Genomic DNA, 23,767 nt, shown 5'->3' with positions numbered 1-23,767 from the left:
AACCTGTAGGAGCAAAGCTTGCTCGCGATAGAGGTGGAACAGCCAATAGCGGTCGACTGACTTGCCCCAATCGCGAGCAAGCTTTGCTCCTACAGGTCCTGGTTTAACTGACAGGCATCAGGCGCAGGCCGGTTTTCTTCAGGATGCGGCTGCTCACCAGCATGTCGTCGGCGGCACAGGCATCTCCCAGCAGGTAGCGCAGATGGTCGCGGTAACTGTCGATTTCCGCGCGGCTGCGGCCGTGGACCATCGCGAACAGGTTGTAGCGCCAGCCAGGCCTGCGCGGGCGCCGGTAGCAGTGGCTGACGAAGGGCTGCGCGCCCAGCAACGAACCGAGGCGCGGCATGTCGGCGTCGGCGACGTCCCAGACGGTCATGCCGTTGTGGCGATAGCCCAGGCGGTAGTGGTTGGGAACGGCGGCGATGCGGCGGATGGCACCTTCGGCTTGCAGACGTTTGAGTAGGTCGAGGGTGGATTCCACACTCAGCTCCAGTTGCTCCGCGAGCCAGGCCCACGGGTCTTCCAGCAGTGGCAAGCCTTCCTGGGTCAGTTCGACCAGGCGCCGCGCCAGAGATGTTTCATTCAACCGCGGTGGCGCTTGCAGCGATGGTTCAGACGGGGAAATACAGGCCGACATGGTAAGTCTCCTCCTTGGGCAGGTTCAGTGGCACCAGGCCGGTCAGGCGCTCGATGCGCAGCAGGCTTTCGCTGATGGCCTGTTCGCTGGCGCAGGCCAGCACGAACCACATGTTCAGGTGATGCTCGCGGCGATAGTTGTGGGCCACCTCGGGCATCGCCGCGAGCCGCTCGGTAACGGCTTCGAAGCGGGCTTCGGGCACTGCCAGCGCTGCCAGGGTGAACGCGCCGCCCAGGCGATCTACATCGAACATCGGGCCGAAACGGGTGAGCACGCCGTCGTTGAGCAGTTCGTGCAGCCGGTCGAGCAGTTCGTCGCTGCTGCTGCCCAGCTCTAGGGCCAGTGCCTGCCAGGGTTGGCGCACCAGCGGCAGGCCCAACTGCAGGCGGTTGATCAGGCGGCGGTCGAGGTCATCCATCGATACGGGTTCCTGCCGGTGGGGTGAAGCGACCGCCGCACTGCTTGAACAGGTGGGTGCTGAACAGTAGTTGGTGAGGCAGATCGTCCAGCAGATGCTCGGCCAGCAATGCCTGGACCTGGGCCTCGACCCGGTCTCGCTGGCGGCCATGGATCATGCAAAACAGGTTGTACTGCCACTGGGGCAGCCGCCGTGGCCGCTGGTAGCACAGGTTGATGCCCGGGGCCTTGCCGAGGCGGCGACCGACTTCATCGACCAAGGCGTCCGGCACGTCCAGCACCAGCATGGCGTTGGCGGCAAAACCCAGGGCGCGGTGGTTGACCACCAGGCCGACCCGGCGGAACAGGCCTTGTCCCTGCCATTGCCCTATCCGGTCGAGCACCTGTTGTTCGTCGGCGTCGACCTGTTCGGCCAGGGCCTGGAAGGGGCGCGGCGTCAGCGGCAGGCCGCTCTCCAGAAGACGGCGCAGGGCCAACGACTGGTGTTCGCTCAAAGGCTGGTTCATGAGGAGGCCTCCAGGGCAAAGCCCAGGTTGATGCGGTAGGCGGTGAGCATGGGCAGGTCCAGCGGTATCAGGCCGGTGTCGTGCTCCAGTTCCCGGAGAATGTTGTCCAGATGAGCGCGGTCGGGACCGGTGAGGACGAACCACAGGTTGTAGCGATGCTCCCGCGCATAGTTGTGGTTGACCTCGGGATACTGGCTGACGCGGGCGGCCACCTGTTGCAAGCGGTCCTCGGGCACGGCCAGGGCCGCCAGGGTGCTGGTACCGGCCCGGGTGTGTTCGAACACCGGGCCGACCCGGTACAGGGTGCCGGCTACTTGCAGGTGTTGCAGGCAGTCAAGGACCTGGGCTTCGCTGCAGCCGAGGGCGTCGGCCATCGCCCGATAGGGTTCGGCGCACAACGGCATGCCATGCTGGAAACGGTCGATCAGGCGACGGGCCAGTGAGTTCTCCGTCATGGTCAACACCCCGGTTTATGCGCGCGGCTGCTAAAGAAAATGCCGCTGGGACTGAGGGCGGGCAGGGTCGCCAGGCGTTCGAGCCGGTAGGGGTCCCAGACCTGTACGTCGTTGCCATCCCGAGCCGACAGCCATAGCTGGTCGCCGCGAGCGGTGAATTCCATGTGCAACACTGCAGGCCCCGGCCGCAGATCAGCCACGATGGCGTGGGTCTGAGTGTCGATGACCTGGACCCGGTCGTTGTCCGGATAGGCGAAGTTGACCCACAACTGCCGTCCGTCCGGGCGCACCGTGACAAACACCGGCTGACCGGCCACGGCGATGGCGTCGGTCTGCTGCCAGTCGCGGGCATTCATCACCAGCACCTGGTGATGCCCGACGGCGGGCACGAAAGCCTGTCCGTCGGCCATGGCCCAGCCTTCCAGATGGGGCATCTTGTAAACCGGGAGCCGCGCCTGACCGCGCCCGTAATGCCCCAGCACGCGCTTCACGCCGCGTTCCGGATGCCACAGGTCGAGCTGCGCCATGCCGTCCTCGCCGAACAAACCCGCCATGTAATAGCGGCCCTCGGGGGTGATCAACGCGTCATAAGGCTGCTGGCCAATGGCGGTAAAACGCTCGATGCGTGGTACCTGGCCCTGGCTGAAGTCGGCCGTCCAGATTTCGCCCGTGTCGAACAGGCTGAACACGAAGCGCTGTCCCGGTGCGTCCACCAGGCCGACCACCCGGGAACGTTTGCTGCCGTCCGGCAAGGGTGTGGCCGGGATGTCGGCGACCTGTTCCAGAGTCCGGGCGTCGAACACCTTGACGCCGCCGGGTTCGTAGTTGGAGACAGCAATCAGCTTGCCGTCCTGGCTGATCGCGCCGCCTATGCTGTTGCCGCCCTGGAGGATGCGCCGTTCGATCCTCAGGGTCAGCAGGTCGACCTTGCTCAAGCCGCCGTCACGACCGAACACGTAGGCATAGCGCTGGTCACGGGAAAACACCACTGAAGCATGGGAGAGGTCGCCCAGCCCTTCGACACGACCGAGCACGGTGCGGCCGTCGCTTTCGATGACCTGCATGCTGCCGCTGGCGCGTTCCACCACCACACCGAGGTCACCGGTGCCGCGCAGCGGTGCCTGGGCGCAGGCCGACAGCAACAGCACAGCGGCTGTATAGGACAGGAGGGAACGGATCATGGGTCGGTTTTTCCTTGCAGGAGCCGGTCCACCAGCCAGCGGATGTCGTCAGGCCCGAGCAGCGGTGCCCAGCCGGGCATGGCACTGCCGGGGCGACCTTGGGTGACGGTGGCGATGAGGCTGTCGCGGGATTTTCCGGCCAGGGCGGCCTGGGTCAGGGGCGGGCCGAGGCCGCCGGTCAGGTACAGGCCGTGGCAGGCGCCACAGTCCTGGTCCAGCAGGTGTTGCAATTGGGCCTGGCGCTGAGGCCCGGGGGCGGCAAGCGCGCAGGCAGAAAAGGTCAGGAGCAGTGTCATCATCCAGGTTGCAGCGCTGTGTCGTTCCATGACGTCCTCCTGAATTGAAAGGGTGCGAGCAACAACGATTATCTGTGGCTAGGGGGGTGATCTGTGGCTAAGGGATTGATTTGTGGCGTGGGGATAAATCCCCTCGCCACAGGTCCACTTGCTACAAATCCCTCGCTACAAAGTGTCTCTCGCAGGGTTACTTAAGGCTCAACACCCACGCCGCGAGGATCTTGGCTTCCTCTTCAGTCACCGGGTTGGCCGGCATCGGCATGGGTCCCCAGTTACCTTGCGTGCCTTCCTTGATGTGCTTGGCGAGCACGTCCTGTGCCCCGGGGACGCTGGCGTTTTTTGCCGCGACGTCCTTGAGGGCCGGGCCGACCACCTTGGTGTCGATGGAGTGACAGGCCGAGCAAGGTTTGCTCTTGAACAGTGTCGGGCCATCCTCAGCCAGCGCCGGTTGCAGGCTGGAGAGGGCGGTCAGTGCCAACGCGACCAGAATAGGTCTCATGGTTTTTCCTCTTATTGATGGAGCTCAATAGATGTCATGTTGGGTGTTGTAGACGTTGAATTTCCCGGTCGGGGTGATCAGGCGCTTGTCCTTGATCACGTCCTTGACCTTGAGGGTCTTGTCGTCGATCACCACCAGTGCCGACTCGTCCTCCTGGCCGCTCCAGACCGAAAACCAGACCTCGTCGCCGGCCTTGTTGTATTCCGGTTGCACCACGCGCAGGGCGCCTTTCTTGATGCCCGCGTACTCGGCAATCGGCAGCACGGTGTAGCCGGCGTCGAGCTTGTCGATGTCGAACACCGCCACCGACTGGCTGAGCTTGGCGTCGGGGCTCAAGGTGGTGTCGACATACAGGTGACGGGACTGGGGATGGGTCTTGATGAATAGCGAACCGCCGCCCTGGCCCTGCAGCGAGCCGACCTGTTTCCAGGCATATTGAGGGTGCTTGAGCGGGTCGGTCCCGATCATCGAAACCCCGGCATCGCCCAGGTGACTGGTGGCCCAGACCGGCCCGTACAGCGGATGATTGAAGTTGGCGCCGCGCCCCGGATGCGGGGTCTTGCCGACGTCCACCAAGGCGGTGAGCTTGCGCTCCTTGGAGTCGATCACCGCCACCTTGTTGGAGTTGTTGGCCGCCGTCATGAAGTAGCGATGGCTGCTGTCCCAACCGCCGTCATGGAGGAATGGCGCGGCGTCGATGCTGGTGATGGTGAGGTTCTTGATGTCCTGGTAATTGACCAGCATCACCTTGCCGGTTTCCTTGACGTTGACGATGAACTCCGGCCATTCGTGAGAGGCGATGATGGCCGCCACACGCGGCTCGGGATGGTATTGCTGGGTGTCGACGGTCATGCCTCGGGTCGAGACGATCTGCTTCGGCTCCAGGGTTTCGCCGTCCATGATGGTGAATTGCGGCGGCCAGTAGGACCCGGCGATGGTGTACTTGTCTTCGTAACCCTTGAACTTGGAGGTTTCCACCGAGCGGGCCTCAATGCCCACCTTGATTTCCGCGACCTTGGTCGGCTCTTTCGGCCACAGGTCGATCATGTCGATCTTGGCGTCCCGGCCGATCACCAGCAGGTAGCGTCCCGAGGCGGAGATGCGGGAAATATGCACCGCGTAGCCGGTGTCGATCAGCTTGACGATTTTCTTGGTGTCGCCATCGATCAAGGCGATCTTGCCGTCATCGCGCAGGGTGACGGAAAACAGGTTCTGCAGGTTGAGGCTGTTGAGCTGCCGGGTCGGCCGATCCTCAGGCTTGACCAGCACTTTCCAGGTCTTGAGGGTTTCCGCCATGCCCCATTCCGGTGGCGTCGGCGGGGTGTGCTGGATGAACTTGGCCATCACCGTGATCTGGTCTTTGGTCAGCGCATTGGAGGTGCCCCAGTTCGGCATGCCGGCGGCCGAGCCGTAGGTGATCAGCGCTTCCAGGTAGGCCTGGCCACGTGCCTGGGTGATGTCCGGGGTCAGCGGTTTGCCGGTGGCGCCCTTGCGCAGGACGCCATGGCAGCCGGCGCAGCGCTGGAAGTAGATTTCCTTGGCCGCGTCGAAGTCGGCCTGGCTCAGATCCGGCGCGCCTTCGGTCTTGACCATGCGCGGTTGGTCCGGGGCGGCGGATTGGTCGGCAAAGGCGTGGGGTGCGGCCAGTGCCGTACACAGCGCCGTGACCCTCAAGACCCACGATTTTTTGTGGCTGATCAGCATTCCATTTCTCCTCAGGCATGACCCGCGCTGCGCTGTAATGGATGTTCGGCGCGCAGGTTCCGGGTGCGATGCAAGGCTATTCCCTGGTCGCTGATTACTCGCTTGACGTCGATCAAGTTTGCCCGCCGAGCGCCTTGCCAGGTTGTCGCAGGGCCCCGTAGCGTGAGCGGTAATCGTATTGTTCGCGCAGGACACGCCATGAACCTGAGTCTGCTCTCACCCCATCCGGACGAACCCTTCTATCAACCCCAGGACAACGAACAGGCACTGTTCGAACAGGCCTGGCAGCACGGCATGCCGGTGCTGATCAAGGGGCCGACGGGCTGCGGTAAGACCCGTTTTGTCCAGCACATGGCCCACCGCCTGAAACTGCCGCTGTACACCGTGGCTTGCCACGATGACCTGAGCGCCGCCGACCTGGTGGGCCGCCACCTGATCGGCGCCCAGGGCACCTGGTGGCAGGACGGGCCGCTGACCCGGGCGGTGCGCGAGGGCGGCATCTGTTATCTGGACGAGGTGGTCGAGGCACGGCAAGACACCGCAGTGGTGTTGCACCCGCTGGCCGACGACCGTCGGCAGTTGTACCTGGAGCGCACCGGCGAAGTGCTCCAGGCACCTCGATCCTTCATGCTGGTGGTGTCTTACAACCCGGGCTATCAGAACCTGCTCAAGGGCATTAAGCCCAGCACGCGCCAGCGTTTCGTGGCGATGCGTTTCGGCTATCCGTCCGTGGCGGATGAAGAACGTATCGTCGCCCGTGAGGCGGGCGTGAACCTGGAGCTGGCCGCCCAGGTGGTACGCTTGGGCCAGGCTTTACGCAGGCTCGATCAGCATGACCTGGAAGAAGTGGCCTCGACCCGCCTGTTGATTTTCGCCGCGCGGATGATCGGCGCCGGCATGAATCCGCGCCAGGCCTGCCTGGCCTGTCTGGCCGAGCCGTTGAGTGATGATCCGCAGACCGTCGCCGCCTTGATGGATGTGGTCGATGTCCACTTCGGCTGAAACCACTGTTATGCCCCGGCGTCTGCCGGGGGATCTGGCGATGTGGTTCTTCATTCTCGCCGAGCTCTCGGTGTTCGCGCTGCTGATGCTGGCGTTTGCCGTCGCCCAGGCGTTGTATCCGCAAATCTTCAGCGAAGGCCGGCAATTGTTGGATCGCTCCACGGGGTTGGCGATGACGCTGAGCCTGCTGACCGCCGGGCTGTTCGCCGCGCTGGCCCTGGAGCAGATCAAGCTGGATCGGCCGCGCCGGAGTGCTCTGCTCCTGTGCGTGGCGTTGCTGTTTGCATCAGGCTATGTGGGTATCAAGCTCAGCGAATATGCCCATCTCTCGGCCAGTGGCCTGGGCCTTGAGCACAATACCTTCTTCACCTTGTACTGGATCCTTACCGCGTTCCATTTCCTCCACGTACTGCTGGGCATGATGATCCTCGGCTGGTTGGCCGAGGTCTGTCGGCGACGGCGCTATGGTGCCCGGCAGTACAGCGGCCTGGAGTCCGGCGTGTTGTACTGGCACATGGTGGACCTGGTGTGGGTGCTGCTGTTTCCACTGGTCTACATCCTGGATTGAGCCGAGGCGCTCGTGTCGAATTCCCTTGTTCTGATTCTTTGCTGGACGGCATTGGCCGTGCTGAGCGGCGGTACCGTCGCCCTGGGCCAGTTCGCCGGTTCCGCTGTCGTCTCCGTTGCCCTGCTCAGCGTGGCGGTCACCAAGGCCTGGCTGATCGCCGACGGCTTCATGGAGCTGCGCCATGCGCCGCGATTGTGGCGGTGGTTGGTGTTGAGTTGGGCGGTGGTGTTGGCGACCGTTATAGGGATCGTCATCTCATTCACGAGCTGATCGTTCCCACGCTCTGCGTGGGAATGCATCCCGTGACGCTCTGCGTCACCTTCCAAAAGCGGAACGCGGAGCGTCCCTGACGGCGTTCCCACGCAGGAGTGTGGGAACGATCAAAACGATTAAGCTCATCTACCCGGAACAACCCACTAAAACCATCGGAGATTCTTGATCGCCATCAAGCGGTTCCAGGCCCCTCGCTTCCTAGAATGAACACGCCAAGCAATGAGGAAGTGACCATGTCAGATACCTTCACCAAAGGCATGGCCAGGAATATTTATTTCGGGGGAAGCGTGTTCTTTTTCCTGATATTCCTGGCCCTGACCTACCACACGGAACAGACCTTTCCGGAGCGCAGCAACCAGGCGCAATTGACTGAATCGGTGATACGCGGCAAGGGCGTCTGGGAGCGCAACAACTGCATCGGCTGCCACACGCTGCTGGGCGAGGGCGCGTACTTCGCGCCGGAGCTGGGCAACGTGGTCAACCGCCGCGGCGGCGAGGAAGCCTTCAAGCCGTTCCTGCAGGCCTGGATGAAAATGCAACCCCTGGGGGTACCCGGGCGCCGGGCCATGCCGCAGTTCCACCTGAGCGAGCAGGAGGTCGACGACATCGCCGAGTTCCTCAAGTGGAGTTCGAAGATCAATACCAATGGCTGGCCGCCAAACAAGGAGGGCTGAGAGATGAGCATGGCTAATCCGCATCTGAAATTCGCCTCGCAGGCCGTCGCCAAACCCTACTTCGTGTTTGCCCTGATGCTGTTCCTGGGGCAGGTGCTGTTCGGTTTGATCATGGGGCTGCAATACGTGGTCGGCGACTTCCTGTTCCCGCTGATTCCTTTCAACGTGGCCCGCATGGTCCACACCAACCTGCTGATCGTCTGGCTGCTGTTCGGCTTTATGGGCGCGGCCTACTACCTGATACCGGAGGAGGCCGACCGCGAGCTGCACAGCCCGATGCTGGCGCGGGTGCTGTTCTGGGTGTTCGCCGCGGCCGGGGTGCTGACCATCCTGGGTTACCTGTCGGTGCCTTACGCCACCTTGGCCAGGATCACCGGCAACGACCTGCTGCCGACCATGGGCCGCGAGTTCCTGGAGCAGCCGACCATCACCAAGATGGGCATCGTGGTGGTGTGCCTGGGCTTTCTCTACAACATCGGCATGACCCTGCTCAAAGGGCGCAAGACCACCGTCAGCATGGTGATGATGACTGGCCTGATCGGCCTGGCGGTGTTCTTCCTGTTCTCCTTCTACAACCCGGAGAACCTGGCCCGCGACAAATTCTACTGGTGGTGGGTGGTGCACCTGTGGGTCGAAGGCGTCTGGGAGCTGATCATGGGCGCGATGCTTGCCTTCGTGCTAATCAAGGTCACCGGCGTGGACCGGGAAGTGGTGGAGAAATGGCTCTACGTGATCATCGCCATGGCCTTGATCACCGGGATCATCGGCACCGGTCACCACTTCTTCTGGATCGGCGCGCCGGAGGTTTGGCTGTGGGTGGGTTCGATCTTCTCGGCAATGGAGCCGCTGCCGTTCCTGGCGATGGTGATCTTCGCGTTCAGCATGGTAAGAAACCGTCGCCGGCAGCACCCGAACCGCGCCGCGACCTTGTGGGCCAAAGGCACCACGGTCACCGCGTTCTTCGGCGCGGGGGTATGGGGTTTTCTGCACACCCTGGCACCGGTCAACTACTACACCCACGGTTCGCAGCTGACGGCGGCCCACGGCCACCTGGCCTTCTACGGAGCCTACGCGATGATCGTAATGACGTTGATCAGCTACGCCATGCCTCGTTTGCGCGGTCTGGGCGAGGCGGCGGACGAGCGCTCCCAGCGCCTGGAAATCTGGGGCTTCTGGCTGATGACCTTGTCGATGGTGATGATCACCTTGTTCCTCACTGCGGCCGGTATTGTCCAGGTGTGGTTGCAACGCTGGGCGGCGGACGGCAGTGCCCTGCCATTCATGGCCACGACCGATCACTTGCGTCCGCTGTTCTGGGCACGGCTGGTCAGCGGGGTTGGCTTCCTGCTGGGGTTGCTCTGCTATCTGTTGAGCTTCAAGCAGCGCGGGCGTGCGGCTCAACGCATTCCGGCAGCGGTGGTGTCTTCGTGAGTGATCACAACAACTGAAGCCGACCCATTATTTGTGGCGAGGGGATTTATCCCCGCTGGGCTGCGCAGCAGACCCAAAAAATCTGAATTGCAGTCTGCCTGACACACCTCAGCGGTGGATCTAAGGGCTGCTGCGCAGCCCAACGGGGATAAATCCCCTCGCCACAAGAGGAGAATAACCGTGGCATTCACCCTCGAACTGGAAGAGTGGGTCGGCAGTGTCTGGCACCGTTTCATCACGCGGCGTGCCAGTGCCGATTTTCCCGAGGCACGGGTTGAGCTGAGTGATCGGCAGCGATCCCTGCAAGTGCTGTTTCACGCCACCGGCGGCGCTCGTCACCAGGGGGTTGAGGCGGTCAGTGATCGCGACCTGCTGTTGCGCCGCAACCTGCTCCAGCAGATCGCCGGCACCTGCAAACAAACGCCGCTGGCCTGGTGCGATGCTGATAACTTGCGTCTGCCCGCGAGCCTGGCGGTGTTTCCCGATGCCGGCTTGAACGAAGAGCTGTATCGCTGGCTGGCCTTGCTGGCTGCGCAGTCGGGGCCGATGAAACACTGGGGGCGGGACAATCAGCGTTGGACCCAAGCCGTGTTGCGGCGCTACCCGGCGTTACGTCCTCGCTATCGGCGGCTGGTGGAGGCACACCTGTCCCTGCGCCCCGATCCGGCGGAGCTGAACCCGGACGAAGCCTTGCTGGAGCGCGCCCTGCGCCAGGCCTTGCGCGACCCCGGCAGTGTCGAGCATTTTCCCCGCAGCGAACGGGCGGCCTGGCCGTTACCGCTGTGGCTGTATCCACCCCGGCATTTGGGCAATCCCCAGACCGGCAATCTTGAGGAATCCGAGCAATACTTGGCGACCCCGCCGGGTGAGCAGCAGGGCGGACGCAAACGCGCCGAGCGGATCGACGAAACCACCCGGGACGGAGGGCTGCTGATCGTTCGCCTGGAAAACCTGTTCAGTTGGACCGAGCACGTGGACCTGGATCGCTGGTCCGACGACAGCGAGGACCCAAACGCGGCACGGGTCGCCGAAGACCTGGACCAGTTGACCCTGTCGCGCACACGGTTGCGCAAGGGCGGCGGCTTGAAGCTGCACCTGGACCTGCCGCCGGCGGATGTGGATGACGTGCCATTGGGCGAAGGCATCTGGCTGCCGGAATGGGACTATCGCAAGCATCGCCTGCAGGACGATTTCGTCAGCCTGCAAACCTTCATTCCCAGGGATTGCGAACCCCAGCCCCTGCCGTCACGCCTGCGAACGCCAGCCCAGCGCTTGCGTCGCCAGTTCGAACACCTGCGTAACGACCGACAATGGTTGCGCCAGCAAACCCAGGGCTCGGAGCTGGACTTGCAGGCCTGGCTGGATTTCCACGTCGAGCGCCAGCACGGCCAATGCAGCGAGCGCGGCTTGTTCATCGAGCAGCGCCAGACCCGTCGCGACCTGGCCTGCCTGTTGCTGGCCGACCTGTCGATGTCCACCGACGCCCACCTCAACGACGAGCACCGAGTGATCGATGTGATCCGCGACAGCTTGCTGCTGTTCGGTGAAACCCTGTCGGTACTCGGGGACGATTTCGCGTTGTACGGCTTCTCGTCGTTGCGCCGCCATCATGTGCGGATGCATGAGCTCAAGGCCTTTAATCAACGCTACGACGACCACACCCGTGGCCGTATCCAGGCGCTCAAGCCCGGCTACTACACGCGCATGGGCGCGGCGATCCGCCAGGCCACACAACGGCTGGCGGGCTGCAAGCGGCGGCGCAAACTGCTGTTGCTGCTCAGTGATGGCAAACCCAACGACCTGGACCTCTACGAAGGACGCTACGGCGTGGAGGACACCCGCCAGGCCGTGCTGGAAGCGCGGCGCCAGGGACTGACGCCGTTCTGCATCACCATCGATCGCGAAGCGGGGGACTACTTGCCGTACATGTTCGGCGGCAACGGCTACACCTTGATCCGCCAGCCCGAACAGCTGCCGCTGCGTCTGCCGCAGTTGTACCGGCAATTGACCCAGGACTAAGGCCTCAGACGATGTCGCGGGGTAACCAGAAGAACATGACGATGCAGAAAATCGTCAACCCGACGCAAAACCAGGTGAAGCGTCGCAACCGGCGCTCCGTGGCTACCGCGGTGCTGTCCGGCAAGGGCATGCCGCATTGGCGACACTCGGGTTCATCCGCCGGGTTGGCCTGTTGGCAGTACAAGCAAGTGGCCTGGGCGCTCATTCGAACTGCTCCAGGCGCAGGCGGTCGAGAATGGCGATCTGGCGGCCGTCCTGGGTGATGATCTTTTCGTCGATCAGCCGCCGGATGATCCGCGAGAAGGTTTCCGGCTGGATGGACAGGTGGCCGGCGATCAACTGCTTGGCCATTGGCAGTTCGAACTGGCTGTCCACGGTCTGCAGGCGAACCAGTTGCGTCAGCAGGTAGCGCACCACGCGGTGCGTGGCGTTTTTCAGCGACAGGGTTTCGATCTCGTTGACCCGCTGGTGCAGGCGCACGCAGAGCTTGCCGAGCAAGGCAAAGGTCAGCCGGCTGTTGCTTTGCAAGAGCCGCATGTAGGTGGCGTTGGAGAGGCGATACAACTGGGTCGGGCAGACGGCATCGGCGGACGCGACATAGTTGGATGTGTCCATCAGCATCATGGCTTCGGCGAACGTCTGGCGCTCGCCAATCACTTCGAACACTTTCTCCTGGCCATCCGGGGTCAGGCGATAGATTTTCACGGCTCCGGCAATCACGAAGTAAAACGCCTGCGCCGGTTCCCCTTGGCGAAACAGCGGGTCGCCTTTGTCGATGTTTAGCAATTGGCTGGAACCCATCAGTTCGTCGAGCTGTTCGTCATTGAGCGGTTCGAACAGATGATGACTGCGCAGAATCTGGTGATGGACGCGGTGGAGCACCATGGCGTGAATCCTTGTGGTAAGCGAAAAATCGGTCGGGGTCAGACGAGGTTCAGCGAAAGGCCGCTCGCCAGCGCCACGACGCAGGAGAGCAGGAGGAACCAGATGAGAGGGAGGGCAATAGGTTTCATGGGGTTCTCGGCAAAAGGGGTATGCCGTGCCTGAGCAAGAGCCGGGCCATGCTTGCCGGCCTTGTGTGTCGGCGGTTTCCGTTGATCAGGGTCAAAACTACCTCGGTCTTGCCGGGTAAAAATAACCACGAAACGGTCATAAATACCCTGTCCACCTGTGGGAGCGAGCCTGCTCGCGATAGCGATGTGTCAGCCGACTCGATGCCAACTGCCAGGCCGCTATCGCGAGCAGGCTCGCTCCCACAGGAGAAAGAGGGTTGTTCTTTAGAAGGGGGAACGCGCTTCGTGCGGTTTCGGCAAGCCCCTTGCAAGTCCCCGTTCGAAGCGGACCGCCGGGGCTTGCCTGATCTGAGACAAGCCCCGTCAATGCCGATAGCCGATCATTCGGATCTGATTGTGGACCCTCGTTCCTGGGCCATTCCCGGGAGGGGTTAAGGAGTGAAGTATGCAAGTGCTTGACCGTCGCAAGGCCATGGCCATCCTGCCTTTATGGCGTCTGGCGTTCCGGCCGTTTTTCCTCGCCGGCTGTGTGCTTGCGTTGTGTGTCGTGCCGTTGTGGCTGGCAGTGTTCAGCGGGCGGCTGTCGGCCTGGCAACCGGCGGGAGGCTGGTTGGCCTGGCACCGCCATGAGCTGCTGTTCGGCTTTGGCCTGGCGATCATAGCCGGGTTCCTGCTGACGGCGGTGCAGACCTGGACGGGGACGCCAGGGCTCAGCGGCAAGCGCCTGGTGGCATTGGCGCTGGTGTGGCTGGGGGCGCGGCTGGCCTGGCTGGTCGATGCACCCTGGCCGTTGCTGGCGGTACTGGAAGTGGGTTTCGCCCTGGCGGTGGCGGCGCTGATGGGCGTCACGCTATGGCGCGTGCGGCAGAAGCGCAATTACCCGATCGTGCTGGTGTTGCTGTTGTTGGCCGCCGCCGATGGGTTGTCTGTGTACGGCCTGGTTCAACAGGATGACGGCGTGCAACGACAAAGCGTGCTCACCGGCCTGTGGCTGGTGGCGGCGATGATGGGGCTGATCGGCGGACGGGTGATTCCGTTCTTTACCCAGCGCGGATTGGGGCGCGTCAAGGGCGTTGCGCCCTGGCCGTGGCTCGATCGATTGCTGTTGGCCGGTTCGGCCCTGGTGGCGCTGCTCTATGCCAGCGGTGCGTCGTTGTCGGCCAATGCCTGGACCGGCCTGGTGTTTGCCGCACTGGCGACGGGACATGGGATTCGCTTGATCCGTTGGCATGATCGGGATTTGTGGCGGGTGCCGATGCTGTGGTCGTTGCACCTGGCCTACGCCTGGCTGGCGTTGGCTTGCCTGGGCATGGCGCTGTGGCATTTCGGTGCGCCGCTGAACCCGAGCCTGGCGGTGCACAGCCTGACCATCGGCGCCATGGCCGGACTGATCCTGGCGATGATTGCCCGCGTCAGCCTTGGCCATACCGGGCGTCCCCTGGAACCGCCGCTGGGCATGACCCTGGCGTTCATCCTGCTCAATCTGGCCTGCCTGAGCCGGGTGTTGCTGGTGCTGGTATTCCCGTTGGGCGCGTTGTGGCTGGCGGGGTTGTGTTGGACGCTGGCGTTCGGGCTCTATGCCTGGCGTTATGGGCCAATGCTCTGCCGGGCTCGGGTGGATGGGCATCCGGGATGAGCCGAATGAACGGAGACGATCGATGATGTATGGGGTCCTGCTGGTCACGCATCTGTTGGCGGCCATTGCTTTCATTGGCACGTTGTTCTTCGAGGTCTGCATCTGGCACACCGCCCGCCGGCCACTGGCCCAAGGCACCCGGGATGCCGCCGACCAGGCTATCGCCCAGCGTTCGCGCCGGGTGTTGCATGGTGTGGTGCTGTTGTTGTACGGCGCCGGCATCGGCCTGGCCTGGCAGCATCGCGGGGCGTTGAGCCAGCCGCTGAGCAGCAGCTTCGGCCTGCTGCTGAGCCTGAAGATCCTGCTGGCCCTGAGCATCATCGGGCACTACCTGCTGCTGGCCTACTGGCTCAAGCGCGGCCGCCTGAACCCGGCCCGTGCCTGCTGGCTGCGACGCAGCATCCTGGGGCATATGCTGGTGATCGTTGTGCTGGCGAAGGGGATGTTCTACTGGCAGTTCTGACTAAACGCAGGTAGTGGAGGATTCTTCTGTGGGAGCGAGCCTGCTCGCGATAGCGGAGGGTCAGTCAGCGCTGAGTCAACTGACCGACCGCTATCGCGAGCAGGCTCGCTCCCACAGGGTCAGGGGTTGGTGGGCTAGTGGTTGGAAGGGCTCATCGCCTTGACGAACAACACGTTGTTTTCCAGGTGAATGTGCTGCATCAGGTCGTCACGCAGTTCCACCAGGCCGCGATACAAGGCGCGCCAGGTGTTGCAGGCGTCGGCGGGCGGGGTGATCTGGTCGGTCAGGGCGAGCATGGTTTCCAGGGCCTCGCCATGCTGGTCATGTTCGTAGCGCAGTACCTGGATCGGCGCCGAGGCCCGTTCGCCGAGGCCTTGTTGCAGCATTGGAAAGAGCACCTGTTCTTCCTTGAGCATGTGGCCTTCGAGTTCCTGATACAGGTCCTGGAGGTGATCGGCCAGGCCATTCGGGCAGCTGGGGCGGGCACCATGCACCTGCTCGACGCGGCGAGCCAGGCGGATCAGTTCCGGCAGTTGTTCACGGTGGCGGGCGTGGTAGCGCTCCAGGATGTGAGCGATCAGCTTAGCCTGGGGTTCGTCGCGCCAGTCATGGCCTAGCTCCCCGGCGGCTCGTAGCGTCTTGAGGGCGTCGGCGATCAGCAGCGGGTTCAGGCCTTTGCCCAGCGCGGCTTCACGCAAGGTCTTTTGCCCGCCGCAACAGAAATCGAGGCTGTAATGATGGAAGGTACGGGTGGCACCGGGAATGTCGCAGGCCAATTGGCCCAGGCTTTGTTCCAGCAGTTCGAGGCTCATCATGTTTCCTTGGGTTGAATCCCGCTAGGGACAGATGATTCGGCATTGCAGCCGACGTGCCATTTTTAACTGATTGATATTAAGAGTATTTATTTCGTTATCGGGTGATTATGACCCGAGTGGGAAAGGGTCAAACCAACCCTGGAGGGTCATCATTACCATGCTGCGTGAAAGCCTGGCCGCCGACCTGATCGTCGAGTTGCCCAATGCCGTGCGGTTGCAGCGTCTGGTGCAGACCCTGCGCGAATATTTCAACAGTGGTGCCGTGGGGTTGCTGCGCCTGGACGATGACAGCCTCCGGCCCGTAGCCACCGTTGGCTTGGTCCATGAGGCACTGGGCCGTCGTTTCGTGATTGCCCAGCATCCGCGCCTCGCGGCAATCATGGCCTCGCGCGAGCCCACCTGGTTCGAGCCCGACAGTCGATTGCCGGACCCTTATGACGGCTTGCTCGATCACCACGTCGGTGAACCGCTTCCGGTGCACGACTGCATGGGTGTAAGTCTGTACGTGGAAGGGCGCCTCTGGGGCGCGATCACCCTGGATGCGTTGCACGCCGGCACCTTCGACAGCCGTGCCCGCGAGGAACTCAAGCGTTGCACCCTGCAGATCGAGGCGGCGGTGCGGGTGACCCGGCTGGAGCAGGAGAACCGCAGTCTGCGGGCTTCGCGCAGCGATTCGCCGGACCTGCACTTGCCCGTCGAAGAGGGCGAGGTCCTCGGTCGCAGCGAGGGCCTGCAACAGTTGCTCAACGAACTGGACGTCCTGGCCGATTCCGAACTGCCGGTGTTGCTGCTGGGGGAAACCGGCGTCGGCAAGGAGCTGTTCGCGCGGCGCCTGCACAGGCTGTCCCGGCGCAGTCACAAGCCACTGATTCAGGTCAATTGCGCGGCATTGCCGGAATCCCTGGCGGAAAGCGAGTTGTTCGGTCACGTCAAAGGCGCGTTTTCCGGTGCGACCACCGACCGCGCCGGGCGTTTCGATGCGGCCAATGGCGGCACGCTGTTTCTCGATGAGGTCGGTGAGTTGCCGCTGAGCGTGCAGGCCAAGTTGCTGCGCACGCTACAAAACGGCGAGATCCAGCGCCTGGGCGCGGATAAGCCGCTGCACGTCGATGTACGGATCATCGCCGCCACCAACCGACATCTGCCCGACAGCATTCGCGACGGGTTGTTTCGCGCCGACCTGTATCACCGCCTCTCAGTCTATCCGGTGCCGATTCCGCCGCTGCGCGAGCGCGGTCACGACGTGCTGATGCTGGCGGGGCATTTTCTCGAACTGAACCGCACGCGACTGGGTTTGCGCGGCTTGCGCCTGTCTCCTGCCGCCGAGCAGGCGCTGCTGGCGTATAGCTGGCCGGGCAACGTGCGGGAGCTGGAGCATGTGATCAGCCGCGCGGCACTGAAGCAGCTCAGCCGGGGCGCCAGTCGCAGCTTGATCATGACGCTCGAACCACAGGTGCTGGACCTCGACGTCAATGCCAGTGTCTCCGGTGCACGGGTTCTGCTCGAACAGCCCGAGGCGTTGATCGATGCGCCGCTCCAGCCCTTGAGCGAAACCGTCGATGCGTGCCAGCGCCAGGCGATTCTCCAGGCCCTGGACCGTTGCGGGCAGAATTGGGCCGGGGCGGCTCGGCTGTTGGAGGTGGACCCGAGCAACCTGCATAAACTGGCGCGGCGGTTGGGGCTCAAGTAGAGACAGGGGGGACCGAGTCGCTTTCATCGCGAGCAGGCTCGCTCCCACAGGATTTGCGCTGGACCTGTGGGAGCGAGCCTGCTCGCGATAGCGTCGGCAAGATCACCACAGGAACCCGCATTGACGACGATCAAGGTCGGCCTACGTCATAGCACCCACACTGGGCCAAACCCCTGTGGAGATCACTCTCATGCCCCTGTCCCTGGCAAACATGCGCCGCCAGTACACCCGCGAAGGCCTGGACGAAGCCCATGTCCCCGATGATCCGCTGGCGCTGTTCGGGCTATGGATGCAACAGGCCCGGGAAACCGAAAGCCCGCCGGTCGAGGCCAACAGCATGGTCCTGTCCACTGTGGACGAGCAGGGCCGTCCCCATGCCCGGGTGCTGCTGCTCAAGGGCTTCGGCGAAGACGGTTTCACGTTCTTTGGCAACTACGACAGTGGCAAGGGCCAGGATCTGGCAGTCAACCCCTGGGCGGCGATGACCTTCTTCTGGCCGGGCCTGGAACGTCAGGTGCGCATCGAAGGGCAAGTCCGCCGACTCGACCCGGCACTGTCGGATGCCTATTTCCATTCACGCCCACTGGCTAGCCAGCTTGGAGCATGGGCGTCGCCGCAAAGCCAACCGCTGGACAATCGTGCCGCGTTGGAGCGCTTGCTGGCACACGCCGAGCAACGCTTCGCCGGCCAAGCGGTGCCGCGCCCCGGATATTGGGGCGGCTATTGCCTGCGACCGGAGCGGCTGGAATTCTGGCAGGGTCGCCCCGATCGCTTGCATGACCGTCTCGACTATCGCCGGCAGGTTGGCGACTGGCAGTGCAGCCGCCTGGCGCCCTGAGCGCCAGGGGAGGTACCTCCATGGAGGAATAGGCCCGGCACGGATTGCGGTTCAGGCTGGGCCATCTTTTCTGACAGGACGGCTGATCATGGCCCATCTGACGCAACGCCTCTTCCAACCGCTGAACATTGCGGTGCTCACCATCAGCGATACCCGCAGCTTCGACACCGACACCTCCGGCCAGACCCTCGTCGATCAGCTGCAGACTGCCGGTCACGTATTGATCGACCGGGGGCTGGTGAAAGACGACATCTACCAGATCCGCGCCCAGGTTTCGCAGTGGATCGCCGACCCCAAGGTGCAAGTGGTATTGATGACTGGCGGCACCGGTTTCACCGCCCGCGATAACACGCCACAAGCGGTGGCACCGTTGCTGGACAAGCAGGTGGACGGCTTTGGCGAATTGTTCCGTCAGGTCTCGCTGGCGGAGATTGGTATGTCCAGCCTGCAATCCCGCGCATTGGCCGGCATGAGCAACGGCGTGCTGGTGTGCTGTCTGCCGGGTTCGCCGGGCGCTTGCCGGACTGGTTGGGAGCAGATCCTGGCCGGGCAGTTGGACAGTCGCACCGGGCCGTGCAACTTCACCCCTCATCTCAAGCCCCAGGCGGGCGTCGAGCCGGTGGCCTGCGAGACGCGCTCATGAGCGGCCGCGGATGTGGATCGGCGTGCGACAGCGGTACGCTGATGCCGGTGGATGAAGCCATCCGTCACCTGCTCGACCAGGCACCGCCGCCACCACCGATCCAGCGGATCGGCCTGGACCAGGCCCTGGGTCGTGTGCTGGCTGCCGATGTGCTTTGCCCGATGAACCTGCCTGCCTGGGACAACAGCGCCATGGACGGTTACGCGCTGCGGGCCGCCGATCTGTCTCCCGCCGGGGGATACCTGGCGTTGAGGGGGCGAATCGCCGCCGGCGACGGGCCGGGTGAGCCGTTGCGGGAAGGCCAGGCGGTACGGATTTTCACCGGCGCACCAGTGCCGCCGGGTGCCGACACCGTAGTACCCCAGGAGAGCTGCCGGGAGGAGGGCGAGCGGGTCTGGGTGCCGTCGGTCAGCCAAGGCGACCATGTGCGCAAGGAGGGTGAAGAGCTGCGCCGAGGCGAACGATTGTTCGAGGCCGGTACGCGCTTGCGGGCCCAGGAGCTGGGGCTGCTGGCCGGCGCCGGGATCGCTCAGGTGGAGGTCTATCGTCCATTGCGGGTCGTCCTGCTCAGCAGCGGCGACGAACTGCGGGAGCCGGGTGAGCCCTTGGCGCCAGGGCAGATCTATAACAGCAACCGCCGCAGTATTGCCGCCTTGTTGCGTGGCTGGGGTTTCGAGGTGCATGACTTCGGCGTCATGCCCGATCGACTCCAGGCCAGCCTGCAGGCGCTGGGCCTGGCAGCTGCTGACTGCGACGTGCTGCTGACCTCCGGCGGCGTCTCCGTGGGCGAGGAAGACCATCTCAAGCAAGCCATCGAGCGTCTCGGCAGCATCGACCTCTGGCGCCTGGCGATACAGCCGGGCAAACCCCTGGCCTTCGGCGAGGTGGCCGGTACCCCCTGGATCGGCTTGCCGGGTAATCCGTCGGCGGCGCTGATCACGGCGCTGGTGGTGGTGCGTCCGTTTCTGTTCCGCGCCCAAGGCATGAATCAGGTATTGCCCGTGCCCTTGCACTTGCCGGCCGGTTTCGACTGGTTGCAACGCAATCGTCGCCGCCAGTACCTGCGGGCCCGGCTGGTGCCGGACGCCGAAGGTCATCTGTGCGTGGTGCCGCACCCTCAGCAAAGCTCGGCCATGTTGACCGCCGCCTGCTGGGCCGATGGACTGGCGGTGGTGGAGTGCGAGGCGCAGGTGCACAAGCACGACCGGGTGATGTACCTGCCGTTCGCCGAGCTGATGCATTGACGGCAATTGATTGCCGTCAAGGTCGCCGGCTGACGGCTGGCTAGACTGGCGGCGCCCCAGGTTTTCTCACGAGGATGCCCCATGCAATTGGTTTGCCCGGCAGGGAATCTGCCTGCCCTCAAAGCGGCGGTGCGCCAAGGCGCCGATGCCGTCTATGTCGGCTTTCGCGATGACACCAATGCCCGGCATTTCGCCGGGCTGAACATGGACGACAAACAGTTCGACGCAGCTGTCGCACACATCCGCCAGCATCAACGCAAGCTCTATGTCGCCGTCAACACCTACCCGCAACCCAAGGGGTGGGAACGCTGGCAACGAGCGGTGGATCGTGCCGCCGATTTCGGCGTGGACGCCCTGATCGCCGCCGACCCCGGCGTGCTCGGCTACGCCAGCCAGCGCCATCCGAACCTGGCGCTGCATCTGTCCGTCCAAGGCTCGGCGACCCACGCCGCCGCGCTGGCGTTCTACGCCCAACGCTATGGCATCCGCCGTGCGGTGTTGCCTCGGGTGCTGTCCCTGGCCCAGGTCCGGCAGGTGGCGGCGGGCAGCCCGGTGCCCATCGAGGTCTTCGGCTTCGGCAGCCTGTGCATCATGGCCGAGGGACGTTGCCACCTTTCCTCTTACATCACCGGCGAATCACCGAATCTCTGTGGCGTCTGCTCGCCGGCGAAGGCCGTGCGCTGGAGTGAAGACGCCGAGGGGCTGAGCGCACGCTTGAGCGAAGTGCTGATCGACCGCTACACCCCACAGGAGTCGGCCGGTTACCCGACCCTGTGCAAGGGCCGCTTCCTGGTGGGCGGCAAGCGCTTCCATGCGTTGGAAGAGCCCACCAGCCTGGACACCCTGGACCTGCTGCCGGAGCTGACGGCCATCGGCGTCGAGGCGGTGAAAATCGAAGGCCGCCAGCGCAGCCCGGCCTACGTGGAACAAGTGACCCGGGTCTGGCGCGCCGCGCTGGATGCTCACCGGGCCGCGCCGCAGCGTTTCCGCGTTCGCGAAGAATGGCGCCAGGTGCTGGCCGGTCTGTCGGAAGGCAGCCAGACCACCCTGGGCGCCTACCATCGATCATGGCAATGAGGAAGGCCAGATGAAGCTCAGCCTGGGACCGGTCCTGTTCTACTGGGACAAAACACAACTGGGAAATTTCTACGCCGAGATGTCGGCCTTGCCGCTGGATGTGATCTACCTGGGGGAAACGGTGTGCTCCAAGCGCCGGGCCTTTTCCCTGGACCAATGGCTGGGGTTGGCGCGTGAACTACAGGCGTGCAGCCAGGCCCAGATCGTGCTGTCGAGTCTGACGCTGATTGAGGCAGCCTCGGAGTTTTCCACGTTGCGTCGCCTGTGCGACAACGGCCAATTGCTGGTGGAGGCCAACGACATGGGCGCCGTGCAAGTGCTGTCCGAGCGCAAACTGCCGTTTGTCGCTGGCCCGGCGCTGAACCTGTACAACGGTCACGCCCTGGCGCAGTTGCTCGACAGCGGCATGATCCGCTGGGTGCCGCCGGTGGAGTGTTCGGCGGCGCTGGTCAGCGATGTGCTGGAGCAAGTGCGGGAAATGGATCGCGACGTACCCGAGCTGGAAATCTTCGCCTACGGTCATCTGCCCCTGGCTTACTCGGCGCGCTGCTTCACCGCCCGGGCGGAAAACCGGCCCAAGGACGACTGCCAGTTCTGTTGCATCAACTACCCCGACGGCCTGGCGTTGAGCAGCCAGGAAGGCCAGCAACTGTTCACCCTCAACGGCATCCAGACCATGTCTGGCGAGGTGAGCAACCTGCTGGCCGATTACAGCGCCCTGCAGGCATGCGGTGCCGACGTGCTGCGCCTGAGCCCGCGGGCCCAGGGCATGGCCGAGGTGGTCAGTGCCTTCGACCGGGTCCGCCGGGGCGAGGCGCCACCGTTGTTTGTGGAAGGGTGTAACGGCTACTGGCATGGTCACGCCGGCATGCTGAAAGTAGAGGAGGCGGGGCTGTGCTGAGTCCGAAGAAGTGGATGCTCAAAGGTGCTGATCGCTTGCTGCCGCTGATCGGCAAGGTGCCGTTCGTGGTCCAGCGACTGGCGTTGCAGCAGGCGCTCAATCGGTGCCTGGCCGAACCGCTGCGCGATGGCGGGTTCGATGTGCTGCGTGATCGCTGGCTGTGTCTGCGAGTGCCTGACCTGGGCTTGCGCTGGTACCTGACGCTGGGGCGCGAGGGGCTGCGCATTGCCGGACGGGCCGAAGCCCAGGTCACCATCAGCGGCAACTGGCGCGAGTTCCTGTTGCTGGCCAGCCGCCAGGAAGACCCCGATACGCTGTTCTTCCGACGGCGGCTGGTCATCGAAGGCGATACCGAACTGGGGTTGGCGCTGAAGAACCTGATCGACAGTCTCGACCCGGACGTGTTACCGCCCTGGTTGTGGCGCAACCTGGAGCGGGCGGGAAAAGGCCTGGCAACGGTGGGATGAGATGAAGGCACTTGATGATTTGCCCCTGGTGTACTCCTGCTCCGGCTGCTCCAACGTGGCCCAACTGGCCAATACCGTCGCCCTGCGCCTGGACCGCGCAGGCCTGGCCGAGATGTCCTGCATCGTCGGGGTAGGTGGGCATGTCGCGGCGCTGGTCAACAAGGCACGCTCGGGACGGCGGATCATCGCGCTGGACGGCTGCCCCTTGCAATGCGTGCAGGGCTGTTTGCAGCAACACGGGTTGAAGGCGGATGTGCCTGTGATCCTGAGCCAGTTGGGCTTGCGCAAGCGGTATGGAGTCGACTGCACGGAAGAGCAGGGGGAAGTGCTGTTTGAGTATCTGGTGACGATGATGGAGGGTGTGCCAGAGACAGACTAGAGGGCACAACATGATCCTTGGCGAGGGAGCGGGCTCACTCGCCAAGGAACTGTCGTCGTTGCGCTATTGCTGATAGTCCGCCAGCGCATCCTCGGCCAGGATGCGAATGTTGCGCCGCTCCATGGCGATCAGGCCGCCGTCCACCAGGCGATGGAGAATGCGCGAGAAGGTTTCCGGCTGGATGCCCAGCTTGGAGGCCACCAAGCGCTTGGAAACCTGCAGCACCACCTGGCCGTCGCGGGGATCGCGTTCCTGCAACAGGAAATTGATGACACGCCGGCTGGCGCTGGCCAGGGTCAGGTTGTCGATGTCCTTGAGGCGCTGGTGCAAATGCATGCTGATGCTCGCCAGAATCGCCAGGCAGACCTTGGGTTGGTCTTCCAGGGCCTTGCGATAATGGGTGCCTTCGATACTCACCAGCACGCTGTCCTTGATCGCGGCCGCGCTCACCGGATAACAACGGGCCTGGCTGAACAGCAGCGCCTCGGCGAAGGTCTGGCCGGGCTGGATGATCTCCACCAGGTTCTCCTGGCCCTCGCCGGTGACCCGGAACAGCTTCACCTGGCCGCTGATCAGCAGGAAAAACCGTTTGGCCGGGTCGCCCTGGTGCATGAGCGTGCTGTTGCACTCCAGGCGCTTGAGCACGGCCAGGTTGCACACGTCTTCGAAGACGCGCTCCGGCAAGTGACTGAACAAGTGGTGACGGCGCAACATTAGAACGATGGAAGGGTGAGTCAGCATGGCGTACCTCCGCGTACCGTCATGGTAGAACCCCGCGCACCGTCGGCCTATGCCTCGGCAGGCCTACCTCTGAAGAGGGATGGATTGGTCATATGGCGAACTCAGCCTCTGTGGGCTTGCTCGCGAAAGCGGTGTGTCTGCTCGCGGGGATGTTGGCTGTGCTGACGCCATCGCGAGCAGGGCTCGCTCCCACAGGGG

The 23,767-nt window shown here is 63.7% G+C and carries 28 protein-coding genes; 16 read left to right on the top strand and 12 right to left on the bottom strand.

Going from position 1 to position 23,767, the window contains the following annotated elements:
- Nucleotides 1-103: 103 nt before the first annotated feature.
- From ahbB (ACODTO_RS24745) to ACODTO_RS24710, 8 genes are all read right to left on the bottom strand, one after another.
- On the bottom strand, nucleotides 104-637 hold the full coding sequence (gene ahbB, locus ACODTO_RS24745; RefSeq protein WP_139643586.1) for a siroheme decarboxylase subunit beta: 534 nt from the start codon (nucleotides 635-637) through the stop codon (nucleotides 104-106).
- Complete coding sequence (locus ACODTO_RS24740; protein WP_139643583.1) at nucleotides 612-1,055, bottom strand: Lrp/AsnC family transcriptional regulator; 444 nt, start codon at nucleotides 1,053-1,055, stop codon at nucleotides 612-614. The genes ahbB (ACODTO_RS24745) and ACODTO_RS24740 overlap by 26 nt, the downstream gene beginning before the upstream one ends.
- Entirely contained in the window at nucleotides 1,048-1,560 is a 513-nt protein-coding gene (gene ahbB / locus ACODTO_RS24735; protein WP_139643581.1) for a siroheme decarboxylase subunit beta, read from the bottom strand. The genes ACODTO_RS24740 and ahbB (ACODTO_RS24735) overlap by 8 nt, the downstream gene beginning before the upstream one ends.
- Entirely contained in the window at nucleotides 1,557-2,015 is a 459-nt protein-coding gene (locus ACODTO_RS24730; RefSeq protein ID WP_175386265.1) for an Lrp/AsnC family transcriptional regulator, read from the bottom strand. Before ACODTO_RS24730 ends, ahbB (ACODTO_RS24735) begins: the two co-directional genes overlap by 4 nt.
- Before the next feature lie 2 nt (nucleotides 2,016-2,017).
- Nucleotides 2,018-3,196 carry a cytochrome D1 domain-containing protein gene (locus tag ACODTO_RS24725; protein ID WP_489107202.1) on the bottom strand — a complete coding sequence of 393 codons (1,179 nt, stop codon included), beginning with the start codon at nucleotides 3,194-3,196 and terminating at the stop codon, nucleotides 2,018-2,020.
- Entirely contained in the window at nucleotides 3,193-3,522 is a 330-nt protein-coding gene (locus ACODTO_RS24720) for a c-type cytochrome (RefSeq protein WP_175386261.1), read from the bottom strand. The genes ACODTO_RS24725 and ACODTO_RS24720 overlap by 4 nt, the downstream gene beginning before the upstream one ends.
- A gap of 157 nt (nucleotides 3,523-3,679) precedes the next feature.
- A complete protein-coding gene (locus ACODTO_RS24715) occupies nucleotides 3,680-3,991 on the bottom strand; it encodes a c-type cytochrome (protein ID WP_175363857.1) in 312 nt (103 codons plus the stop codon).
- A 24-nt stretch (nucleotides 3,992-4,015) separates the two neighbouring features.
- Nucleotides 4,016-5,695 carry a cytochrome D1 domain-containing protein gene (locus ACODTO_RS24710; protein WP_489107201.1) on the bottom strand — a complete coding sequence of 560 codons (1,680 nt, stop codon included), beginning with the start codon at nucleotides 5,693-5,695 and terminating at the stop codon, nucleotides 4,016-4,018.
- A 198-nt stretch (nucleotides 5,696-5,893) separates the two neighbouring features.
- Here ACODTO_RS24710 and ACODTO_RS24705 point away from each other — a divergent pair, with 198 nt between their 5' ends.
- The 6 genes from ACODTO_RS24705 to ACODTO_RS24680 all read left to right on the top strand — a co-directional run bounded on the left by ACODTO_RS24705 (nucleotide 5,894) and on the right by ACODTO_RS24680 (nucleotide 11,662).
- Nucleotides 5,894-6,697 carry a CbbQ/NirQ/NorQ/GpvN family protein gene (locus ACODTO_RS24705; protein ID WP_489107200.1) on the top strand — a complete coding sequence of 268 codons (804 nt, stop codon included), beginning with the start codon at nucleotides 5,894-5,896 and terminating at the stop codon, nucleotides 6,695-6,697.
- Complete coding sequence (locus ACODTO_RS24700; protein ID WP_139643562.1) at nucleotides 6,681-7,265, top strand: cytochrome c oxidase subunit 3 family protein; 585 nt, start codon at nucleotides 6,681-6,683, stop codon at nucleotides 7,263-7,265. The genes ACODTO_RS24705 and ACODTO_RS24700 overlap by 17 nt, the downstream gene beginning before the upstream one ends.
- Nucleotides 7,266-7,277: 12 nt before the next feature.
- Complete coding sequence (locus ACODTO_RS24695) at nucleotides 7,278-7,535, top strand: cytochrome C oxidase subunit IV family protein (RefSeq protein ID WP_139643559.1); 258 nt, start codon at nucleotides 7,278-7,280, stop codon at nucleotides 7,533-7,535.
- A gap of 236 nt (nucleotides 7,536-7,771) precedes the next feature.
- Nucleotides 7,772-8,212, top strand: a complete 441-nt coding sequence (locus tag ACODTO_RS24690) for a c-type cytochrome (protein WP_024779141.1) — start codon at nucleotides 7,772-7,774, stop codon at nucleotides 8,210-8,212.
- Between the two features lie 3 nt (nucleotides 8,213-8,215).
- The gene (locus tag ACODTO_RS24685) at nucleotides 8,216-9,643 is read left to right on the top strand and encodes a cbb3-type cytochrome c oxidase subunit I (protein ID WP_175363854.1); all 1,428 of its coding nucleotides are present in this window, start codon (nucleotides 8,216-8,218) and stop codon (nucleotides 9,641-9,643) included.
- A gap of 180 nt (nucleotides 9,644-9,823) precedes the next feature.
- Nucleotides 9,824-11,662, top strand: a complete 1,839-nt coding sequence (locus ACODTO_RS24680; RefSeq protein WP_489107199.1) for a nitric oxide reductase activation protein NorD — start codon at nucleotides 9,824-9,826, stop codon at nucleotides 11,660-11,662.
- Nucleotides 11,663-11,666: 4 nt separating this feature from the next.
- Here ACODTO_RS24680 and ACODTO_RS24675 read toward each other — a convergent pair whose 3' ends face one another.
- Nucleotides 11,667-11,867 carry a protein DnrP gene (locus ACODTO_RS24675; RefSeq protein WP_139643550.1) on the bottom strand — a complete coding sequence of 67 codons (201 nt, stop codon included), beginning with the start codon at nucleotides 11,865-11,867 and terminating at the stop codon, nucleotides 11,667-11,669.
- Nucleotides 11,864-12,547 carry a Crp/Fnr family transcriptional regulator gene (locus ACODTO_RS24670; protein WP_175363852.1) on the bottom strand — a complete coding sequence of 228 codons (684 nt, stop codon included), beginning with the start codon at nucleotides 12,545-12,547 and terminating at the stop codon, nucleotides 11,864-11,866. Before ACODTO_RS24670 ends, ACODTO_RS24675 begins: the two co-directional genes overlap by 4 nt.
- A gap of 573 nt (nucleotides 12,548-13,120) precedes the next feature.
- Here ACODTO_RS24670 and ACODTO_RS24665 point away from each other — a divergent pair.
- Entirely contained in the window at nucleotides 13,121-14,311 is a 1,191-nt protein-coding gene (locus ACODTO_RS24665; protein WP_489107198.1) for an NnrS family protein, read from the top strand.
- 22 nt (nucleotides 14,312-14,333) lie between these two features.
- A complete protein-coding gene (locus ACODTO_RS24660; protein ID WP_175363850.1) occupies nucleotides 14,334-14,774 on the top strand; it encodes a hypothetical protein in 441 nt (146 codons plus the stop codon).
- 134 nt (nucleotides 14,775-14,908) lie between these two features.
- On the opposite strand, the gene ytfE is transcribed toward ACODTO_RS24660, so the two are convergent.
- Entirely contained in the window at nucleotides 14,909-15,586 is a 678-nt protein-coding gene (gene ytfE / locus ACODTO_RS24655) for an iron-sulfur cluster repair protein YtfE (protein WP_139643538.1), read from the bottom strand.
- Nucleotides 15,587-15,746: 160 nt separating this feature from the next.
- On the opposite strand from ytfE, the gene norR reads away from it, so the two are divergent.
- The 8 genes from norR (at nucleotide 15,747) to ACODTO_RS24615 (ending at nucleotide 22,828) form a co-directional block, all read left to right on the top strand.
- A complete protein-coding gene (norR, locus tag ACODTO_RS24650) occupies nucleotides 15,747-17,279 on the top strand; it encodes a nitric oxide reductase transcriptional regulator NorR (protein WP_175363895.1) in 1,533 nt (510 codons plus the stop codon).
- Nucleotides 17,280-17,469: 190 nt separating this feature from the next.
- On the top strand, nucleotides 17,470-18,117 hold the full coding sequence (pdxH, locus tag ACODTO_RS24645) for a pyridoxamine 5'-phosphate oxidase (protein ID WP_139643530.1): 648 nt from the start codon (nucleotides 17,470-17,472) through the stop codon (nucleotides 18,115-18,117).
- A gap of 88 nt (nucleotides 18,118-18,205) precedes the next feature.
- Complete coding sequence (gene moaB / locus ACODTO_RS24640) at nucleotides 18,206-18,760, top strand: molybdenum cofactor biosynthesis protein B (protein ID WP_175363897.1); 555 nt, start codon at nucleotides 18,206-18,208, stop codon at nucleotides 18,758-18,760.
- A complete protein-coding gene (locus tag ACODTO_RS24635; RefSeq protein WP_489107197.1) occupies nucleotides 18,757-20,004 on the top strand; it encodes a molybdopterin molybdotransferase MoeA in 1,248 nt (415 codons plus the stop codon). The genes moaB and ACODTO_RS24635 overlap by 4 nt, the downstream gene beginning before the upstream one ends.
- An 81-nt stretch (nucleotides 20,005-20,085) precedes the next feature.
- A complete protein-coding gene (ubiU, locus tag ACODTO_RS24630; RefSeq protein WP_139643523.1) occupies nucleotides 20,086-21,081 on the top strand; it encodes a ubiquinone anaerobic biosynthesis protein UbiU in 996 nt (331 codons plus the stop codon).
- Between the two features lie 10 nt (nucleotides 21,082-21,091).
- Nucleotides 21,092-21,982, top strand: a complete 891-nt coding sequence (locus ACODTO_RS24625) for a U32 family peptidase (RefSeq protein ID WP_139643520.1) — start codon at nucleotides 21,092-21,094, stop codon at nucleotides 21,980-21,982.
- Entirely contained in the window at nucleotides 21,976-22,449 is a 474-nt protein-coding gene (ubiT, locus tag ACODTO_RS24620) for a ubiquinone anaerobic biosynthesis accessory factor UbiT (RefSeq protein ID WP_489107196.1), read from the top strand. The genes ACODTO_RS24625 and ubiT overlap by 7 nt, the downstream gene beginning before the upstream one ends.
- Before the next feature lies 1 nt (nucleotide 22,450).
- Complete coding sequence (locus tag ACODTO_RS24615; protein WP_175386239.1) at nucleotides 22,451-22,828, top strand: putative zinc-binding protein; 378 nt, start codon at nucleotides 22,451-22,453, stop codon at nucleotides 22,826-22,828.
- A 63-nt stretch (nucleotides 22,829-22,891) separates the two neighbouring features.
- Here the strand turns inward: ACODTO_RS24615 and ACODTO_RS24610 are convergent, their stop codons facing one another.
- Nucleotides 22,892-23,569, bottom strand: a complete 678-nt coding sequence (locus ACODTO_RS24610; RefSeq protein WP_175363900.1) for a Crp/Fnr family transcriptional regulator — start codon at nucleotides 23,567-23,569, stop codon at nucleotides 22,892-22,894.
- Between the last annotated feature and the right edge of the window lie 198 nt (nucleotides 23,570-23,767).

Source organism: Pseudomonas sp. FG13 (assembly GCF_057809755.1).
Note: the sequence above shows the minus strand (reverse complement) of the source record. Positions and strands in the feature narration are given on the sequence as shown.

Coding starts and splice junctions, on each gene's coding strand:
- ahbB (WP_139643586.1), bottom strand. CDS start 637: ATGTCGGCCTGTATTTCCCCGTCTGAACCATCGCTGCAAGCGCCACCG.
- ACODTO_RS24740 (WP_139643583.1), bottom strand. CDS start 1,055: ATGGATGACCTCGACCGCCGCCTGATCAACCGCCTGCAGTTGGGCCTG.
- ahbB (WP_139643581.1), bottom strand. CDS start 1,560: ATGAACCAGCCTTTGAGCGAACACCAGTCGTTGGCCCTGCGCCGTCTT.
- ACODTO_RS24730 (WP_175386265.1), bottom strand. CDS start 2,015: ATGACGGAGAACTCACTGGCCCGTCGCCTGATCGACCGTTTCCAGCAT.
- ACODTO_RS24725 (WP_489107202.1), bottom strand. CDS start 3,196: ATGATCCGTTCCCTCCTGTCCTATACAGCCGCTGTGCTGTTGCTGTCG.
- ACODTO_RS24720 (WP_175386261.1), bottom strand. CDS start 3,522: ATGGAACGACACAGCGCTGCAACCTGGATGATGACACTGCTCCTGACC.
- ACODTO_RS24715 (WP_175363857.1), bottom strand. CDS start 3,991: ATGAGACCTATTCTGGTCGCGTTGGCACTGACCGCCCTCTCCAGCCTG.
- ACODTO_RS24710 (WP_489107201.1), bottom strand. CDS start 5,695: ATGCTGATCAGCCACAAAAAATCGTGGGTCTTGAGGGTCACGGCGCTG.
- ACODTO_RS24705 (WP_489107200.1), top strand. CDS start 5,894: ATGAACCTGAGTCTGCTCTCACCCCATCCGGACGAACCCTTCTATCAA.
- ACODTO_RS24700 (WP_139643562.1), top strand. CDS start 6,681: ATGTCCACTTCGGCTGAAACCACTGTTATGCCCCGGCGTCTGCCGGGG.
- ACODTO_RS24690 (WP_024779141.1), top strand. CDS start 7,772: ATGTCAGATACCTTCACCAAAGGCATGGCCAGGAATATTTATTTCGGG.
- ACODTO_RS24685 (WP_175363854.1), top strand. CDS start 8,216: ATGAGCATGGCTAATCCGCATCTGAAATTCGCCTCGCAGGCCGTCGCC.
- ACODTO_RS24675 (WP_139643550.1), bottom strand. CDS start 11,867: ATGAGCGCCCAGGCCACTTGCTTGTACTGCCAACAGGCCAACCCGGCG.
- ACODTO_RS24670 (WP_175363852.1), bottom strand. CDS start 12,547: ATGGTGCTCCACCGCGTCCATCACCAGATTCTGCGCAGTCATCATCTG.
- ACODTO_RS24665 (WP_489107198.1), top strand. CDS start 13,121: ATGCAAGTGCTTGACCGTCGCAAGGCCATGGCCATCCTGCCTTTATGG.
- ACODTO_RS24660 (WP_175363850.1), top strand. CDS start 14,334: ATGATGTATGGGGTCCTGCTGGTCACGCATCTGTTGGCGGCCATTGCT.
- ytfE (WP_139643538.1), bottom strand. CDS start 15,586: ATGAGCCTCGAACTGCTGGAACAAAGCCTGGGCCAATTGGCCTGCGAC.
- norR (WP_175363895.1), top strand. CDS start 15,747: ATGCTGCGTGAAAGCCTGGCCGCCGACCTGATCGTCGAGTTGCCCAAT.
- pdxH (WP_139643530.1), top strand. CDS start 17,470: ATGCCCCTGTCCCTGGCAAACATGCGCCGCCAGTACACCCGCGAAGGC.
- moaB (WP_175363897.1), top strand. CDS start 18,206: ATGGCCCATCTGACGCAACGCCTCTTCCAACCGCTGAACATTGCGGTG.
- ACODTO_RS24635 (WP_489107197.1), top strand. CDS start 18,757: ATGAGCGGCCGCGGATGTGGATCGGCGTGCGACAGCGGTACGCTGATG.
- ubiU (WP_139643523.1), top strand. CDS start 20,086: ATGCAATTGGTTTGCCCGGCAGGGAATCTGCCTGCCCTCAAAGCGGCG.
- ACODTO_RS24625 (WP_139643520.1), top strand. CDS start 21,092: ATGAAGCTCAGCCTGGGACCGGTCCTGTTCTACTGGGACAAAACACAA.
- ACODTO_RS24615 (WP_175386239.1), top strand. CDS start 22,451: ATGAAGGCACTTGATGATTTGCCCCTGGTGTACTCCTGCTCCGGCTGC.
- ACODTO_RS24610 (WP_175363900.1), bottom strand. CDS start 23,569: ATGCTGACTCACCCTTCCATCGTTCTAATGTTGCGCCGTCACCACTTG.